Here is a 16160-nt window from a genome sequence, read left to right as displayed (position 1 = left end):
CCATGGCCCTCAACCGTGACGAGATGGCCGCCCGGGTCGCGGCCGAGCTGCCCGACGGCGCGTACGTCAACCTCGGCATCGGCATGCCGACCCTGGTGCCCGGACACATCCCCGAGGGCCGGACGGTCGTCCTGCACTCGGAGAACGGGATCCTCGGCGTCGGCCCCTACCCCACCGACGAGGAGGTCGACGCCGACCTCATCAACGCCGGCAAGGAGACCGTCACCGTCGCCGACGGCGCCGCCTTCTTCGGCTCCGCGGAGAGCTTCGGCCAGATCCGGGCCGGGAAGCTCGACGTCGCCGTCCTGGGCGGGATGGAGGTCGCCGCGAACGGCGACCTCGCGAACTGGGCGATCCCCGGCAAGATGATCAAGGGGATGGGCGGGGCGATGGACCTCGTCCACGGCGCGCGCTCGGTGATCGTGATGATGGACCACGTCTCCAAGGACGGGTCCCCCAAGATCGTCGAGCGCTGCTCGCTGCCGATCACCGGCCTGGGCTGCGTCACGAAGATCGTCACCGACCTGGCGGTCATCGACGTGACGCCGGACGGGCTCGAGCTGGTCGAGACCGCGCCCGGCGTCGGCGCCGACGAGGTGCGGGAGAAGACCGGCGCCCCGCTGCGCTGACACCGCCCGCTGCGCCGGCACCGCCCCGCTGCGCCGACGGCTGCCGGGCCGGTCCGACACCGCCCGCCGGGCGCACCCTCCTCGGTCGCGCCCGGCGGCGGCGCCCTCAGGCGGGCTCGCCCGGTGTGACCGGCAGCCGGGACAGGCCCCGGACCAGTGTCGACTCGCGGTACACGAGCTCGGACGGATCGACGGCCAGCGCCAGGTCCGGCCGCTGGGCGATGAGCTTGCCGATGGCCACCCGCCCCTCGGTGCGGGCGAGCTGTGCGCCCAGACAGAAGTGGATGCCGTGGCCGAAGAACACCCCCGACGACGAGTCCCGGGTGATGTCGAGCCGCTCCGGGTCCTCCAGCCACTCCGGGTCCCGGTTCGCCGCGGCGAGGCCGAGCATGACGGTCGACCCGGCCGGGATGGTCACCCCGGAGTACTCGACGTCCTCGCTGGCGAACCGCATCGGGGCGTTGGCGACCGGCGACTCGAAGCGCAGGAACTCCTCCACCGCCGAGGTGATCAGCGACGGGTCGGCCTGCAGCCGGGCGCGCTGCTCGGGGTGGGTCAGCAGGGCGAGCACGCCGTTGCCGATCAGGTTGACCGTGGTCTCGTGCCCGGCGATGAGCAGCAGCGTCGCCATCGCGACGAGCTCCTCGGACGACAGGCGGTCGCCGTCGGCGTCGCTGACGGCGAGCAGGCCGGACAGCAGGCCGTCGTCGGGCTCGGTGCGCTTGCGTTCGATCAGCTCGGCGAGGTAGCCGTTCAGGCTGCCCATCGCGGCGAACTTCTCCTCCTGCGGGGAGTCGTCGACCATCACCGACGACCATGCCGAGAACATGTCGCGGTCCTCGGCGGGCACCCCCAGCAGCTCGCAGATGACCAGCACCGGGACCAGGAACGCGTACTGGCGCATGAGGTCGACGGGGCCCTCGGCGGGCAGCGCGTCGAGCAGCTCCTGGGTGATCTCCTCGACCCGGGGCTGCAGGTCGTTCATCCGCCGCACGGTGAACGAGCGACCGACGAGCTTGCGCAGCCGGGTGTGGTCCGGCGGGTCCATCAGGATCATCATCGGGATCGGCGCGGCCGGCTGGCCCTCGCGCTGGTCGGCGGGGAGCGTCCAGCGCCAGTCCTTGCTCAGCCGCGGGTCGACGAACGCCGCACGGACGTCGGCGTAGCGGCTGATCAGCCACGCCTTGCCGTCCGGCAGTGCGAGCTCGCGCACCGGCTCCTCGGTGCGCAGGGCCGCGTAGGCGGGGTGCGGGTCGGTCCAGAAGTCGCCCGAGAACAGGTCGTGCGTCTCGGTGCCGGTGGTGGTCAGCGCCATGGGGACCATGGTGCCAGCCATGGGTAAGCGACCGCTTACGTCGGCCGTGTGACCGAGCACACAGCCGGGTCGAGCTCGACGTCGGCCGGGGCGGGGTGGCCCAGGACGACCGAGGCGGCCAGCGCCGCCAGTGCCGGGGCGGACTCGATGCCCGACCCGCCCTGCCCCGCGACGAAGAAGAACCCCGGGTGCTCCGGGCGCGCGCCCAGCACCGGGGCGCGGTCGGGGGCGAAGGTCCGCAGCCCCGCCCACGCGGTCCGGACCGACCGCAGCCCGAGCGTGGTCGCCGAGCCCACCCGGTCCAGGGCGAGGGCGACGTCGAGCTCGTCGGGCCGCGCGTCGCCCGGCTCGGCCGGGGTCTCGTCGGCCGGGGAGACCAGCACGACGTCCGCCTCGGCCTTGAGGTACCAGCGCTCGGCGGCGTCGGCGATCATCGGCAGGACGGCACCGTCGACGGTGAGCACCGACGGGTCGCCGACCGGGCAGGCGGCGATCGTGCGCCGGTACGGGGTCAGCCCGGCGCCGGGTACGCCGGCCAGCGCCGCCACCGCGTCGGCCCAGGCCCCGGCCGCGTCGACGACCACTCCCGCCCGCACCCGGTGCCCGCCGGTCGTCGTCGCGCTCCAGCCGGAGCCGTCCCGGTCCAGCGCGGCCACCCGGGCGCCGCGCAGCACGGTGCCACCGCGGGCGCGCAGCCCGCGCCGGTAGCCGTCGTGCAGGGCCGCGGTGTCGACGTCGCAGGCGCCGGCGGTCCACGCGGCCGCACGCGGGGCGCGGCGCAGCACCGGCGCGCGTCGCCACGCCTGCGCGGGGTCCAGGGCGACCGGGGCGCCGGGCTCACCGTGCTGCTCGCGCAGCGTCGTGGCGAGGCGGTCCGCGGCCTGCTCGTCGTCGGCGAGGTGCAGGACCGGGCGCGGGGACAGCAGCGGCGGCGTGCCGAGCTGCCCGGGCAGCGCGGCGAATCGCGGCCCGGAGGCGTCGATCAGCGCGCGGAACGGGCCGGAGCCGTGGCCGGGGATGTAGGTGGCGGCCGAGCGGGCGGTGGAGTGGACCGGCAGGTCCTGCTCGGCCTCGGTCAGGACGACGCGGGCGTGCGCGGCCAGCTCCCACGCGACCGACACCCCGGCGATGCCGCCGCCGACCACCAGCACGTCCGCCGTCTCCATGCCCGCGACGATAGGTCGGCGGCCCCCGGGAAAACCGGTGGCCCCGGCCCGGGCGGTCGTCGTAGCGTCGCCGCCATGCTGATCCGGTTCCTCTGAGCGGCCCGCGGAGTCGATCTCCGCGCTCCGCCGCCGGCCCGTGACGTCCACCGGGCCCGGAACCGTCGCCGCCCTCGTGCGGCCCTTCCGGCGTCCCCGCGCGTCACCGGCCCTCCGCACCCGGTCCGAGTCCGACCCGATGCTCCGAGGAGGTCGTATGCCCACGACCCGACACACCCCTGTCCCCACCGCCGACACCGGTCCCGCCGGGGCGCCCACCCCCGCCAACCGCGCCGAGCGTCGCGCGGCGAGGCGCGGCCGGTCCGGCGCCCCGGGCGGCCCGCCGGCACCGCGCACGGCGGGGCCCGCCCCGCAGGCCCGCCCGGCCCACGTCCGCACGGACTTCGCCGCCCGCCGCAGCGGCTGAGGGGACGGGCACGATCACGGATCGGGCACCGGGGACGTCGGCGGGCGACCCTCCGCGTGCCCGATCCGTGATCACTCCCGGCGGTGCGGCCCGGCGCGGGAGCGACGTGGAAGGCTGGACGCCGTGACCGTCACCGTCTGGTGGGCCGCCCCGGCCGATCCCGGCGACCGCGCCGACCTCGTCGCGCTGCTGGACGCCCATGAACGCGAGCGGCTCCTCGCACTGCGCAGGCACGAGGACCGCGCCCGCTACCTCGCCGCGCACGCCCTGGCCCGGCTCGTGCTCGCCGAGCGGCTCGACGCCGACCCCGCCGCGCTCGTCCTGGACCGGACCTGTCGCTGCGGGGAGCCGCACGGCAAGCCTCGCCTGGCCGGGCGCGGCGACGACCCCGGGTTCTCGCTGACCCACTCCGGCTCGCTGGTCGGCGTCGCGGTCGGGACCGGCCCGGTCGGCGTCGACGTCGAGGCGCACCGCCCGCTGTCCGGCCTCGACGGTCTCGTCCGGCACGCCCTCTCCCCCGCCGAGCTCGCCGCGGGCACGCCCGACGGCACCGGGTTCCTGGTCACCTGGACCCGCAAGGAGGCGCTGCTCAAGGCCACCGGCGAGGGCCTGTCGAGTCCGATGGACGCGATCACGCTGTCCCCGCCGCACGCCCCGGCCCGGGTGCTGGGCTGGACCGGCACCGGCGGGAGCTGGTGGGTCGCCGACGTCGCCACCGGCCTCGACGACCACCCGGGCGCCGTCGCCGGGGCGGGACCGGTGGCCCCGGTCGTCACCGTCGCCGACGGCGACGCGGTCCTGTCGGTGCGCCGGGGCACGATGCACGGGTGATGGTGAGGTGACCGCGGCGGCCGACCGCTGGGTGCTGCATCTCGACATGGATGCGTTCTTCGCCTCCGTCGAACAGCTGACCCGGCCCACCCTGGCCGACCGGCCGGTCCTGGTCGGCGGCGCGGGACCGCGCGGCGTCGTCGCGGGGGCGAGCTACCAGGCGCGGGTGTTCGGGGCCCGCTCGGCGATGCCGATGGGGCAGGCGCGGCGGCGCTGCCCGCACGCGACCGTCCTGCCGCCCCGGTTCTCGCTGTACAAGGCGCTGTCCGAGGAGGTCATGGCCGTCCTCGGCGAGTTCTCCCCGGTGCTCGAGCCGGTGTCGGTCGACGAGGCGTTCGTGGAGCCGCCCGACCTCGTGGGGGCCTCCCCGGACCGGGTGCGGGAGTGGGGCACCCGGCTGCGCGGCGCGGTGCGCGAGCGCACCGGGCTGCCCGCCTCGGTGGGTGCCGGGTCGGGCAAGCAGGTCGCGAAGATCGCCTCCGAGCTGGCCAAGCCGGACGGGCTGCGGGTGATCGCCCACGCCGAGCAGGCCGCCGTGCTCGACCCGCTCCCGGTGCGGTCGCTGTGGGGCATCGGGCCGGTCTCCGGCGAGGCACTGCGGAAGATCGGGATCGAGACGATCGGACAGCTCGCCGCGATGGACGCCCGCGAGGTCGCCGGGGTGCTGGGCGGTGCCGTCGGGTCCGAGCTGCACCGCCTGGCCCGCGGTGTCGACGACCGTCCGGTCGCCCCGCGCGGCGCGGCCAAGCAGATCAGCGCGGAGACGACCTTCGACGCCGACCTGACCGCGATGAGCGCGGTGCACACCGCGGTGGAGTCGATCTGCGTCGCCGTGCACCGGCGCCTGGTCGCCGACGGCCGGACCGCCCGAACCGTCACGGTGAAGGCGCGGACCGGGGACTTCACCACCCACACCCGGTCCGAGACGACCCCCTTCGGGACCCGGGACCTGGCGACCCTGGTCGCGGTGGCCCGGCGGCTGGCCGAGGGCGCCGTCGGCGAGGGCGGGGTGCGGCTGCTGGGGGTGTCGGTGTCCGGCTTCGGCGACGAGCCGCCACTGGCGCTGTTCGACGCGGTGCCGTCGGAGAGCGGGTGGACGACGGCCCCGGCCCCCGACGCCCCGCCCGCGGCCGCCCGCCCGGCCGCCGCGGCGGGGGTGACCGTGCTCGACGCAGCTCCGGAGAACGACGCGGCCACCGGGACCGGCGCGACCGAGGAGCCCGGCGACGCGCCCGGCCCGATCCGCCCGGACCGGCCCGACCGCGAACCCGACCCGGACCGGCCCTGGCGCGCCGGCGACGACGTCGCCCACCCCGAGCACGGCCACGGCTGGGTCCAGGGCGCCGGGCACGGGCGGGTCACCGTGCGGTTCGAGACCGCGCTCACCGGCCCCGGCCGCACCCGCACGCTCGACGCCGCCGATCCTGACCTCACCCGGGCCGACCCGCTGGGCAGCTGGCGGGCCTGAGCCCGGGCCCCGGGTGGGTTCAGCCGATCAGCGGGCTGCGGTGCGGCGGTGCGACGCGGCTGCCCTCGGCGATCCGGACGCGCAGCGTGGGAGCGGTGCGGGCCAGACCGTCGAGGACGGCGCCGAGCGCGGCGTCGCCCGCGGGGTCGCCCCCGACCAGCAGCACCGCGGCATCGGCGGGCCCGGCGGCGGCCCAGGCCCCGATCCGGGCGACGGCGTCGCGCGGTGTGACCGGCTCGACCCGCCACGCCTCGGCGTAGAACAGGGCGGTCGACTCGGCCTGCGGGAAGGCGAAGACCGTCCCGGCCTCGGCCAACAGGTCGTGCGCACCCGTGCGGGACGCGTCGTCGCCGGACGGATCGGTACCGAGCACCGCCAGGTCGTGGCTCATCGCATGTCCTCCTCGAGGGTCCGCGCCCTCATCAGTGGGAATCCGCGACGACGGGCAGTGTCCTGGCTCCCGGATCGGTACGCCCTCCCCGGCCTTCCCACCCTCGCGGGCGGTGGCGCCGGTGTGGGGAGGGCACTCCCCGGTGACAGTGGCGGGACCGCGCCGGACTCGCACCGGCTTCCTGTTCCGTCGTCGGCCGGAGCCCATCACGCGACCGGGTTAGCGGTCAACCGTCCCCCGCCCGGCCACTCCCCGCAGATGGTCGAGCAGGTCGTGCTCGGTCAGCGTCCCGAGCAGCGGCCCGTCCGGCCCCTCCCGCACGGGCAGCGCGGCGCCCCGGTGCGCGGCGAGCACCCCGAGGACGTCGTGCACGGAGCCGTGCGGGTCCAGGGCGGGCAGCTCCGGGTCGGGCGTCGTGCCGTCGGCGGGCCGCATGACCTGGGCGACGACGACCCGGCGCAGTGCCTCGTCGGTCGGGGTGTCGGCGGCGAGGTCGATCCCGCGTCGCAGCAGCTTGAGCGTGTAGATGTTGTCCCGCGACACCAGGTTCGACAGGCCGGTGGCCAGGACGACGGCGGCCATCAGCGGCAGGATCAGGGCGTAGTCGCCGGTGAGCTCGAACACGATGAGCACCGCGGTGATCGGGGCGTGCGCGGCCCCCGCGAACACCGCCGCCATGCCGACCAGGCCGAACGCGCCGGGGTGCAGGTCGAGCGCGGGGAACAGGCCCGCGGCGGCGTAGCCGAAGGCGGTCCCGGCGGTGCCGCCGACGAACAGCGACGGCGCGAAGACCCCGCCGGAGCCGCCGATGCCGATGGTGAGGCTGGAGGCGAGGATCTTCCCGACGACGAGCAGGAGCAGGAACCCGACGACGTACCGGCCGCCGATCGCGGCCTCCAGCACCGGGTAGCCCACGCCGTACATCTGGGGCAGCGCCAGCAGCAGCGCGCCGAGCAGCAGCCCGCCGGCGGCCGGGCGCAGCCACTCCGGGCCGCGCCAGACGGCGTCGCAGGCGTCCTCGACGGCGTAGAGGATGCGGGCGAAGGCCCAGCCCAGCAGCCCCGCGAGCAGCCCGAGCAGCGCGTAGAGCGGCAGCTGCGCGGGGCTGCCCAGGTCGAAGTGCGGCAGGGTCAGGATCGCGCGGTCCCCGGCGATCACCTCGGCGACGACGTTCGCGACCACCGAGCTGATCACCAGCACGCCGAACGCCTCGGCGCTGAACGACCGCAGGATCAGCTCCAGGCCGAACACCACCCCGGAGATCGGGGCGTCGAACGTCGCGGAGATCCCGCCCGCGGCGCCGCAGGCGACCATCAGGACCAGCCGGGTGGCGGGCACCCGCAGCCACTGCCCGATGGCCGAGCCGAGCGCGGAGCCGATCTGCACGATCGGGCCCTCCCGGCCGACGGAGCCGCCGGTGCCGATGCAGATCCCCGACGCGAGCGCCTTCACCGCGGCGACGGTGGCCGGGATCCGCCCGCCCCGGCGCGCGACGGCGAGCATCACCTCCGGCACCCCGTGCCCGCGGGCCTCCGGCGCGAACCGCTGGACCAGCGGGCCGTACACGAGGCCGCCGAGCACCGGGGCGACGAGCAGGAACCAGACCCCCAGCCCGGGCAGGTGCGGCGAGGCGACCCGGCCGGCGTCGGAGAAGTCCTCCCGGCCGGTGACCAGCCACGTCACACCGAGGATCAGCTCGTGGAACAGCACCGACCCGATGCCGGCGCCGATCCCGATGACCGTCGCCAGGCCGACGAGCCCGGGCCGGGTGCCGACGAGCGCGCGGTGCAGCGCGCGGACCGCGGTCACCGGGCACCGTCCTCGGCGGGCACGGGCGCGACGGCCCAGTCGGTCTCGCCGACCTCGCCCGCGGCCTCGGCGAAGCGGCGCAGCGCGTCGCGGACCGCGGTGCGCTCGGCGGCGGGCAGCGTCGCGAGCAGCCGGTGCATCTCGGCGCGGCGCAGCCGGGTGACCTCGTCGACGAGCGCCCGTCCGGCCGGACTGAGCGCGACGGCGACCTCGCGGCGGTCGTCACCGGTGCGGGTGCGCGCGACGAGGCCGCGGGTCACCAGCCGGTCGCACATCCGGGTCGCCGTCGACGCCGACACGGTCAGCGCCCTGGCCAGGTCGGCCGGTCGCCGGGTGCCGTACTGGGCCAGCACGACCAGCGCGCGGTACTGGGGCAGGGTCACGTCGCCGGCCGTGTCACCGCCGGTGTGCTCGCCCGCGGCGGCCAGGGACCGGGCCACCACGGAGAGCATCGCCCGGCTCGCGGTCATCACCGCGTCGACGACGTCATCGATCTCGTCCGTCACGCCCGCGATCGTTGCACATTGCAAACTTGCAGTGTGCAACGAGTTGTCGGGGTCACCCCCCGACGGGCGCCTGCAGCCCCGCGACGGGCCCGATCACGACGATCGCCGGCGGGCTGATCTCCTGCTCGGCCGCGACCTGCTCGGCGGTCTCCAGCGTCGCGCGGACCGACCGCTCGATCCGGGTGGTGCCGTCCTGCACGATCAGCACCGGGGTGTCGGCCGGGCGGCCGTGGGTGATCAGCGCCTCGGCGAACTTCCCGAGCCGCTCCACGGCCATCATCAGCACGATGGTGCCGGTCATCCGGCCCAGCGCGGTCCAGTCGGTGAGGCTGCGCGGGTCACCCGGCGCGACGTGCCCGGACACGACGACGATCTCGTGCGCGACCCCGCGGTGGCTCACCGGCGTCCCGGCGACGGCCGGTGCGGCGAAGGCGCTGGTGATGCCCGGGACGACGGTCACCGGCACCCCGGCCGCGGCGCACGCCTGGACCTCCTCGAACCCGCGGCCGTAGACGAACGGGTCACCGCCCTTGAGGCGGACCACGAACTTCCCGGCCCGGGCGTGGGAGATGAGCAGCTCGTTGATCCGCTCCTGGGCCATGGCGCGGCCGTAGGGGATCTTCGAGGCGTCGATGACCTCGACCTCGGGGGACAGCTCGTCGAGGATGTCGCGCGGGCCGAGCCGGTCGGCGACGACGACCTCGGCGCGGGACAGCAGCCGCCGTCCGCGCACGGTGATCAGCTCCGGGTCGCCCGGGCCGCCACCGACCAGCGCGACACCGGCCTGCGGGGGCTCGGCGGACTCGTCGACGACACCGGCGGCCAGCGCCTCGACCAGCGCGGTGCGCACGGCCGCGGACCGCCGGTGCGCGCCCCGGGCCAGCACGCCGACGGTGAGCCCGTCGTAGCCGCCGGTGGCGGGGGTGACCGCGGTGCCCTTGTCGCCGTCGTCGGCGCGGACGCAGAACACGCGGTCCCGCTCGGCCTCGGCGACGACGGCGGCGTTGGTCGCGGCCTCGTCGGTGGCCGCGATCGCGTACCAGGCGCCGGCGAGGTCGCCGTCGGTCCAGCGGCGGGCCGTCCAGGTGATCTCCCCGGCCGAGGCCATGCCCTCGACCGCCGGGGTGACCTCGGGCGAGACGACCTCGACGACCGCTCCCGCGGCGATCAGGCGGGCGACACGGCGCTGGGCGACCTGTCCCCCACCGACGACGACGGCCCGGCGGCCGGCCAGGTCCAGCCCGACCAGGTACTGCTCGTGGTGCGCGTTCAACGACGTTCCTCTCCCGGACTCCGACGCCCGGCGGTGGCAGCGGTTCCCTGCGCGGGCCCCCCGCTCGACGGCGACGCCGGACGATAGCCGGGCCCGCATGTTTCGGAGGAGACCCCGGAGGGCAATCCCACATCCGCCGATCGGGCGGCCACGGCGACGGTGACGCCCTGACCAGCGGTCTTACCGACGACCAGGTGGGCCCCGTCGCCGGCGGCGAGCAGCGCGGCGGCCTCTGCGACCGACGGGGTCCCGACGGCCGCGGCGACCCGGGCATCCGGCCGCGGCACCGCGACCGCGGCCAGCGCGGCGGCCGCGAACCCGTGCGGTTCCCGCGGCGCGACGGCCGCCCGCAACCCCGGTTCCCACACCCGCCGGTCCAGGGTGGCGACTGCGGCGTCCCCGAGCTCCAGCCCGTGCGCGGCGGCGACCCGGTCCAGCAGCGCGCGTACCGCGGCCTCGGACGTGCCCGGCCGCAGCCCCACCCCGACGGTGACCACCGGCCGTGGAGCGGAGCGCTCGGCCCGCGGACGCTCCGCTCCCCGGCCGGTGATCATGCGAGCGCGGCCGGGGCGCCGGCGCGGGCCGCCGCGACGAACCGGGCGACGGCGCCGGGCACCCCGGCCGGGTGGGTGTGCAGGAACGACGCGTGCACCCGGGCGTCGACGTAGCCCTCCGGCTCGCCGCCGCGCCACGCCCAGGCCGGGGTGGCCCCGGCCCTCGGGGTGACCGCGCACCGGTGGAACTCGTGCGCCCCGGCCCGCTCACCCGCCGCGAACAGCGGCGACGCCGACACCGCGACCGCGTCGCGGTAGCCGAGGGTGAGCCGCGGTGTCATCCCCGCCGACGCGTCGAGGACCCCGCACATCGGTGTCCCGTCGAGGTCGCGGCACAGGTACAGCAGCCCGCCGCACTCGGCGTGCACCGGCGCCCCGGACGCGGCCAGCGCGGCGACCTGTGCCCGCAGCGGCGCGTTGTCCCCGAGCGCGCCGACGTGCTCCTCGGGGAAGCCGCCGGGCAGCACGAGCGCGGCCGTGCCCGCCGGGAGCGCGGGGTCGCGCAGCGGGTCGAAGGTCGTCACGTCGGCACCGGCCGCGCTGAGCAGCTCGGCGTGCTCGGCGTAGCCGAACCCGAAGGCCGGGCCCCCCGCGAGCGCGACCACCGGACGGCCCGGCACCGGGTCCGTCCCGAGCTCGGCCGCCGGGTCCCAGACGGGTCCGCCGGGCAGCGGGCGGGCGAGCGCGAGGACGGCGTCCAGGTCCACGTGCTCGGCGACGAGCGCGGCCATCGCGTCCACCGCGGCGGTCGCGGCGGTGCCGTGCTCGGCGGCGGTGACCAGGCCCAGGTGCCGCGAGGGCACCGCCAGCTCGGCACGGCGCGGGACCGCGCCCAGCACCGGGAGCCCGACCTCCTCGGCCGCGGCCCGGCAGACCTGCGCGTGCCGGTCGGACCCGACCCGGTTCAGGATCACCCCGGCGACCTGCACGGAGTCATCGAAGCTGCGGAAACCGTGCAGCAGCGCGGCCAGCGACCGGGACTGCCCCCGGACGTCGACGACCAGCACCACCGGCGCGCCCAGGGCCGCCGCGACCTGTGCGGTGGACCCGGCGCCGTCGGCGATGCGGCCGTCGAACAGGCCCATCACCCCCTCGACGACGGCGACGTCGGCGTCCCGGGCCCCGTGCCGGGCCAGCGGGGCGAGCCGGTCGGCGCCCTGCAGGACGACGTCGAGGTTCCGGCCCGGGCGGCCCGCGGCCAGGGTGTGGTAGCCGGGATCGATGTAGTCCGGCCCGATCTTGAACGGTGCGACCCGGGTGCCGCGCCGCGACAGCGCGGCCATCAGCCCGGTCGCGACCGTGGTCTTCCCGCTCCCCGACGACGGCGCCGCGACGACCAGCGCGCGGGCCGTGCTCACCACTCGATCCCCCGCTGGCCCTTCTGCCCGGCGTCCATCGGGTGCTTGACCTTCGTGGTCTCCATGACCAGGTCGGCGGCGTCGACCAGGGCCTGCGGGGCGTCGCGGCCGGTGATGATGACGTGCTGCTGCCCGGGCCGGTTCGTGAGCACGTCGACGACCTCGTCGACGTCGATCCAGCCCCACTTGAGCGGGTAGGTGAACTCGTCGAGCACGTAGACGCGGTGCGCCTCGGTCCCGATCCGGCGGCGGATCTCGGCCCAGCCCTCGGCGGCGTCGGCGGCGTGGTCGGTCTCGCTGCCGGCCTTGCGCGACCAGGACCAGCCCGAGCCCATCTTGTGCCACTCGACGGGCCCGCCCTGCCCGGTCCGGGAGTGGACCTCGCCCAGGGCGCGGAACGCCTCCTCCTCGCCGACCTTCCACTTCGCGGACTTCACGAACTGGAACACCCCGATCGACCAGCCCTGGTTCCAGCCGCGCAGCGCCATCCCGAACGCCGCGGTCGACTTCCCCTTCATCACCCCGGTGTGCACGACCAGCAGCGGCCGGTTGCGACGCTGGCGGGTGGTGAGCCCGTCGGTGGGCGTGACGGACACCTGTCCCTGCGGCACGGTGGTCTCCTCTCAGGCGGCGCGGGCGGACCGGGTCTCCCGGACCAGGTCGCCCACGCTGTCGGCGGTCAGCTCGTCGAGTGTCACCAGCTCGCCGCCCGCGGCGGCGGCGAGCGGCGCGGCGAGCCCGAGGCGGACGTGGCCCGCCTCGCAGTCGACGACGACGGTGTGCACCCCGTCCGCGGCCAGCAGCCCGGCGGCGCGGCGGGAGTCGGCGACGGGGTCCCCGCCGTCGCGGGCGGCGACCGTGGCCCGCCCGTCGGTGAGCAGCACGACCAGCGGGCGGCGGCGCGGGTCGCGGCGGCGCTCGGCGTCGAGCACGGCGCGGGCCTTGAGCAGGCCACCGGCCAGCGGGGTCCGCCCGCCGGTGCGCAGCCGGGACAGGCGCTGCTGGGCGGTCGGCACCGACGACGTCGGTGGCAGCGCCAGCTCCGCGGACCGGGCCCGGAAGGTGACCAGCCCGACCTTGTCCCGGCGCTGGTAGGCGTCGCGGAGCAGGCCCAGCACGGCCCCCGAGACGGCGGTCATCCGCTTGCGCGCGGCCATCGAGCCGGACGCGTCGACGACGAACAGCACCAGGTTCCCCTCGCGGCCCTCCCGCTCGGCGCGGCGCAGGTCGTCGCGGTGGACCAGCAGGCCCGGCCCGCGGCGCCCGCGCCCGGCCTGGTGCGGCGCGGCGGCGAGCACGGTCGCGGGCAGGTGCAGGTCCGCGGCACGGGTGGTCCCGGCCCCGGACGGACGGACGACGCGACCGGCGTCGGTGCGGGCCCGGGAGCGGCGGCCCGGCGCGCCCGCGCCCAGCCCGGGGACGGTGAACTTCCGGACCGTCGCCCGGTGCAGCCGCGCAGCGTCCCCGACGACGACGGCCCGGCCGTCCCCGCCGTCGCCGCCGGCCGGGGCCTCGGCGGTCTCCGGGGCCCGGTCGTCGCCGGGCGTCGCCGGGTCGGTGGCGCCGTCGGTGCCGTCGGTGCCGGGAGCCTCGGCGCGCGCACCGGTGCCGGTCCCGCCGTCACCGCGCGGGTCGCCGCCGGCGGGGGGCGTGTCCCCGGTCGGGTCGGCGTCGTCGGGCTCCTCGCCGGCGTCGGGGCCGTCCGGACCGTCCTGCGGCCCGGCCGGGTCGTCGGGGCCGGGGCCGCCGGGGTCCGGGTCGTCGTCGGGGTCCGGGTCGTCCTCGGGGCCCAGGTGGTCCTCGGCGTCGGCGAGGGCGCGGTCCAGCTCGGCCGGGTCCAGGCCGGGCTCGTCGAACGGGTCGCGACGACGGCGGTGCGGCAGCGCGAGCCGGGCGGCGACGCGCACGTCGTCGGCGGTGACCGCGTCGCGGCCCTCCCAGGCGGCGTGCGCGGCCGCGGCCCGGGTGATGACCAGGTCGGCGCGCATGCCGTCGACGTCGAACCGGGCGCACACGAACGCGATCCGACGCAGCTCCCGGTCGCTCACCGCGACGGCGGAGACGTGGGCCTGCGCGGCGCGGAGCCGGGCCGCGGTGGCGGTCTCGTCCGGGGCGAAGCGGGCGACGAACCCGGCCGGGTCGTCCTCGAACGCCATCCGCCGCCGGGTCACCTCGACCCGGGTGTCGACGTCGCGGCTGGCCCGCACCTCCACGGTCAGCCCGAACCGGTCGAGCAGCTGCGGGCGCAGCTCGCCCTCCTCCGGGTTCATCGTGCCGACCAGCAGGAACCGGGCCGCGTGCGAGACGGACACGCCGTCGCGCTCGACGTGCGCGCGGCCCATCGCGGCGGCGTCGAGCAGCAGGTCGACGAGGTGGTCGTGCAGGAGGTTGACCTCGTCGACGTAGAGCACCCCGCGGTGGGCGTCGGCGAGCAGGCCGGGCTGGTAGGCGCGGCGGCCCTCGGACAGCGCCTTCTCCAGGTCGAGCGAGCCGACCAGGCGGTCCTCGGTCGCGCCGACGGGCAGCTCGACCAGCCGGGCCGGGCGAGGACCGCCCGCTGCGCCCGCCGGGTGCGGCCCGTCCGGGCAGGACGGGTCCGGCGCGGCGGGGTCGCAGCCGAACCGGCAGGCGTCGACGACCGCGTGCGAGGGCAGCAGCGCGGCCAGCGCGCGCACCGCCGTGGACTTCGCGGTGCCCTTCTCCCCGCGTACCAGGACACCACCGACACCCGGGTGCACGGCGTTGAGCAGCAGCGCCAGCCGCAGGTCGTCGTGGCCGACGACGGCGGAGAACGGGAAGCGGGGAGGTCCGGCGGCGGGGGCGGTGCTCGTGCTCACGCGGGTGAGGCTGCCAGACCGGAGGTCAGCACCGGGAGGTCCGGCGGCGCACCGTGTCCGATCACATGTTCAAGTGACGACGTGTCGAGGTGGTGTTCGACCAGGTCGGCCAGCAGATCCACCTGCCGGGTGCGCTCGGCCGCGAACGACGTGTCCTGTGCCACCACGAACCCGGTCCGTCCTGCCTCGTCGGCGAGGCGGGCGAGCAGCAACCGCCGGAAGCCGTCGTTCTCGGCGAGGCCGTGCCAGTGCGTGCCCAGGACGTTGCCGCGGTCGCTGCCCTCGTCCCCGATCAGGCCGGGGTCGCCGGAGCGCACGACGCGGCCGTGGTGGATCTCGTAGCCGGTGACGGTCTCGCCCCACGCCGTCGCGGTGGGGGTGGCGAGGTGCTTGACCGGGTCGAACGCGATCTCCAGGTCCAGCAGCCCCAGCCCGGCGACGGTCGTGCCGGGAGCGGCCTCGGCGCCGTCCGGGTCGGAGACCGTGTGCCCGAGCATCTGGTACCCGCCGCAGATCCCCAGCACCGGGCGCCCGGCCGCGGCGTGCGCGCGCACCGCGTCGGCCATCCCGGACGCGCGCAGCCAGGCCAGGTCCGACACGGTCGCCTTGGTCCCGGGCAGCACGACGACGTCGGTGTCGGCGATCCGCGACGGCTCCGTCACGTACCGCACGGCGACGCCCGGTTCGCAGGCCAGCGCCTCGGCGTCGGTAGCGTTGGAGATCCGCGGGAACCGGACGACGGCGACCCGCAGCCACTGCCCGCCGCGCGGCGGGGCCGGGCGTCCGAGCACCCCGTCGGCGACGGCCGAGAGCGAGTCCTCGGCGTCGAGCCAGAGGCCCTCGGCGAAGGGCAGCACGCCCAGCGTCGGCCGCCCGGTGAGCTCGCGCAGCCGGTCGAGGCCGGGGTCGAGCAGGCGGGGGTCCCCGCGGAACTTGTTGATCACGAAACCGGCGATCAGCGCCTGGTCGGCCGGGTCGAGCACGGCGAGGGTGCCGAACAGGTGCGCGAGCACCCCGCCGCGGTCGATGTCACCGACGACCAGCACCGGCAGGTCGTTGCGCCGGGCGAAGCCCATGTTGGCGAGGTCGGTGGCCCGCAGGTTGATCTCCGCGGGCGAGCCCGCGCCTTCGCAGACCACGACGTCGTGGCGGGCACGCAACCGGGCCAGGGAGTCGGCGACGACGTCGGACAGCGCCGCGGTGCGGTGCCGGTAGGACAGCGCCGACACCTGGCCGTCGGCGCGGCCGCGCACGACGACCTGCGAGGTCCGGTCCCCGCCGGGCTTGAGCAGCACCGGGTTCAGGTCGACCGAGGGGGCGATGCCGCTGGCGAAGGCCTGCATCGCCTGCGCGCGGCCGATCTCGCCGCCGTCCGGGGTCACGACCGAGTTGTTGCTCATGTTCTGCGCCTTGAACGGCGCCACCGAGACGCCGCGCCGGTGCAGCCACCGGCAGATACCGGCGACGACGGCGCTCTTGCCCGCGTCCGACGTCGTCCCCGCGACGAGGACCGCTCCCTGAACCACCACGGCCGGAAGTATCGCCCCGGCGGGAACGCCT

The 16160-nt window shown here is 76.8% G+C and carries 15 protein-coding genes and 1 riboswitch; of the genes, 4 read left to right on the top strand and 11 right to left on the bottom strand.

Annotated features, from left to right (window positions below; genetic code table 11):
* Nucleotides 1-2 precede the first annotated feature (2 nt).
* Nucleotides 3-629 (top strand): 3-oxoacid CoA-transferase subunit B, encoded by a 627-nt coding sequence (locus KPF22_RS11495; protein ID WP_178372860.1) that lies wholly within the window; start codon nucleotides 3-5, stop codon nucleotides 627-629.
* Nucleotides 630-735: 106 nt separating this feature from the next.
* On the opposite strand, the gene KPF22_RS11490 is transcribed toward KPF22_RS11495, so the two are convergent.
* Together KPF22_RS11490 and KPF22_RS11485 are read right to left on the bottom strand one after the other, a co-directional pair.
* On the bottom strand, nucleotides 736-1944 hold the full coding sequence (locus KPF22_RS11490) for a cytochrome P450 (protein ID WP_208824659.1): 1209 nt from the start codon (nucleotides 1942-1944) through the stop codon (nucleotides 736-738).
* Between the two features lie 35 nt (nucleotides 1945-1979).
* A complete protein-coding gene (locus KPF22_RS11485; RefSeq protein WP_224402031.1) occupies nucleotides 1980-3110 on the bottom strand; it encodes an FAD-binding oxidoreductase in 1131 nt (376 codons plus the stop codon).
* Between the two features lie 253 nt (nucleotides 3111-3363).
* Here KPF22_RS11485 and KPF22_RS11480 point away from each other — a divergent pair, with 253 nt between their 5' ends.
* From KPF22_RS11480 to KPF22_RS11470, 3 genes are all read left to right on the top strand, one after another.
* Nucleotides 3364-3573 carry a hypothetical protein gene (locus tag KPF22_RS11480; protein WP_224402030.1) on the top strand — a complete coding sequence of 70 codons (210 nt, stop codon included), beginning with the start codon at nucleotides 3364-3366 and terminating at the stop codon, nucleotides 3571-3573.
* A gap of 123 nt (nucleotides 3574-3696) precedes the next feature.
* Complete coding sequence (locus KPF22_RS11475; protein ID WP_224402029.1) at nucleotides 3697-4404, top strand: 4'-phosphopantetheinyl transferase superfamily protein; 708 nt, start codon at nucleotides 3697-3699, stop codon at nucleotides 4402-4404.
* 46 nt (nucleotides 4405-4450) lie between these two features.
* Nucleotides 4451-5872 (top strand): DNA polymerase IV, encoded by a 1422-nt coding sequence (locus KPF22_RS11470; protein ID WP_208826331.1) that lies wholly within the window; start codon nucleotides 4451-4453, stop codon nucleotides 5870-5872.
* A gap of 19 nt (nucleotides 5873-5891) precedes the next feature.
* Here KPF22_RS11470 and KPF22_RS11465 read toward each other — a convergent pair whose 3' ends face one another.
* From KPF22_RS11465 to KPF22_RS11425, 9 genes are all read right to left on the bottom strand, one after another.
* Entirely contained in the window at nucleotides 5892-6263 is a 372-nt protein-coding gene (locus tag KPF22_RS11465) for a hypothetical protein (RefSeq protein ID WP_224402027.1), read from the bottom strand.
* A 34-nt stretch (nucleotides 6264-6297) separates the two neighbouring features.
* Nucleotides 6298-6486: riboswitch (cobalamin riboswitch) on the bottom strand.
* The gene (locus KPF22_RS11460) at nucleotides 6483-8072 is read right to left on the bottom strand and encodes a chloride channel protein (RefSeq protein WP_208826322.1); all 1590 of its coding nucleotides are present in this window, start codon (nucleotides 8070-8072) and stop codon (nucleotides 6483-6485) included. Its footprint overlaps the riboswitch before it by 4 nt.
* Nucleotides 8069-8578 (bottom strand): MarR family winged helix-turn-helix transcriptional regulator, encoded by a 510-nt coding sequence (locus KPF22_RS11455; RefSeq protein ID WP_083658079.1) that lies wholly within the window; start codon nucleotides 8576-8578, stop codon nucleotides 8069-8071. Before KPF22_RS11455 ends, KPF22_RS11460 begins: the two co-directional genes overlap by 4 nt.
* 52 nt (nucleotides 8579-8630) lie before the next feature.
* Nucleotides 8631-9851, bottom strand: a complete 1221-nt coding sequence (cobA, locus tag KPF22_RS11450; RefSeq protein WP_224402026.1) for a uroporphyrinogen-III C-methyltransferase — start codon at nucleotides 9849-9851, stop codon at nucleotides 8631-8633.
* The gene (locus KPF22_RS11445) at nucleotides 9848-10405 is read right to left on the bottom strand and encodes a cobalamin biosynthesis protein (protein ID WP_224402025.1); all 558 of its coding nucleotides are present in this window, start codon (nucleotides 10403-10405) and stop codon (nucleotides 9848-9850) included. The genes cobA and KPF22_RS11445 overlap by 4 nt, the downstream gene beginning before the upstream one ends.
* Nucleotides 10402-11766: a cobyrinate a,c-diamide synthase gene (locus tag KPF22_RS11440; protein WP_224402024.1), complete on the bottom strand. Its 1365-nt coding sequence runs from the start codon at nucleotides 11764-11766 to the stop codon at nucleotides 10402-10404. Before KPF22_RS11440 ends, KPF22_RS11445 begins: the two co-directional genes overlap by 4 nt.
* On the bottom strand, nucleotides 11760-12374 hold the full coding sequence (gene cobO / locus KPF22_RS11435) for a cob(I)yrinic acid a,c-diamide adenosyltransferase (protein WP_208826315.1): 615 nt from the start codon (nucleotides 12372-12374) through the stop codon (nucleotides 11760-11762). The genes KPF22_RS11440 and cobO overlap by 7 nt, the downstream gene beginning before the upstream one ends.
* Before the next feature lie 12 nt (nucleotides 12375-12386).
* Nucleotides 12387-14600: a putative cobaltochelatase gene (locus KPF22_RS11430; protein WP_224402023.1), complete on the bottom strand. Its 2214-nt coding sequence runs from the start codon at nucleotides 14598-14600 to the stop codon at nucleotides 12387-12389.
* Nucleotides 14597-16126 (bottom strand): cobyric acid synthase, encoded by a 1530-nt coding sequence (locus KPF22_RS11425; RefSeq protein ID WP_224402415.1) that lies wholly within the window; start codon nucleotides 16124-16126, stop codon nucleotides 14597-14599. Before KPF22_RS11425 ends, KPF22_RS11430 begins: the two co-directional genes overlap by 4 nt.
* Nucleotides 16127-16160: the final 34 nt, after the last annotated feature.

It is taken from the genome of Pseudonocardia sp. ICBG1034 (assembly GCF_020131375.1).
In the GTDB taxonomy this organism is placed as follows: Bacteria; Actinomycetota; Actinomycetes; order Mycobacteriales; family Pseudonocardiaceae; genus Pseudonocardia; species Pseudonocardia alni.
Note: the sequence above shows the minus strand (reverse complement) of the source record. Positions and strands in the feature narration are given on the sequence as shown.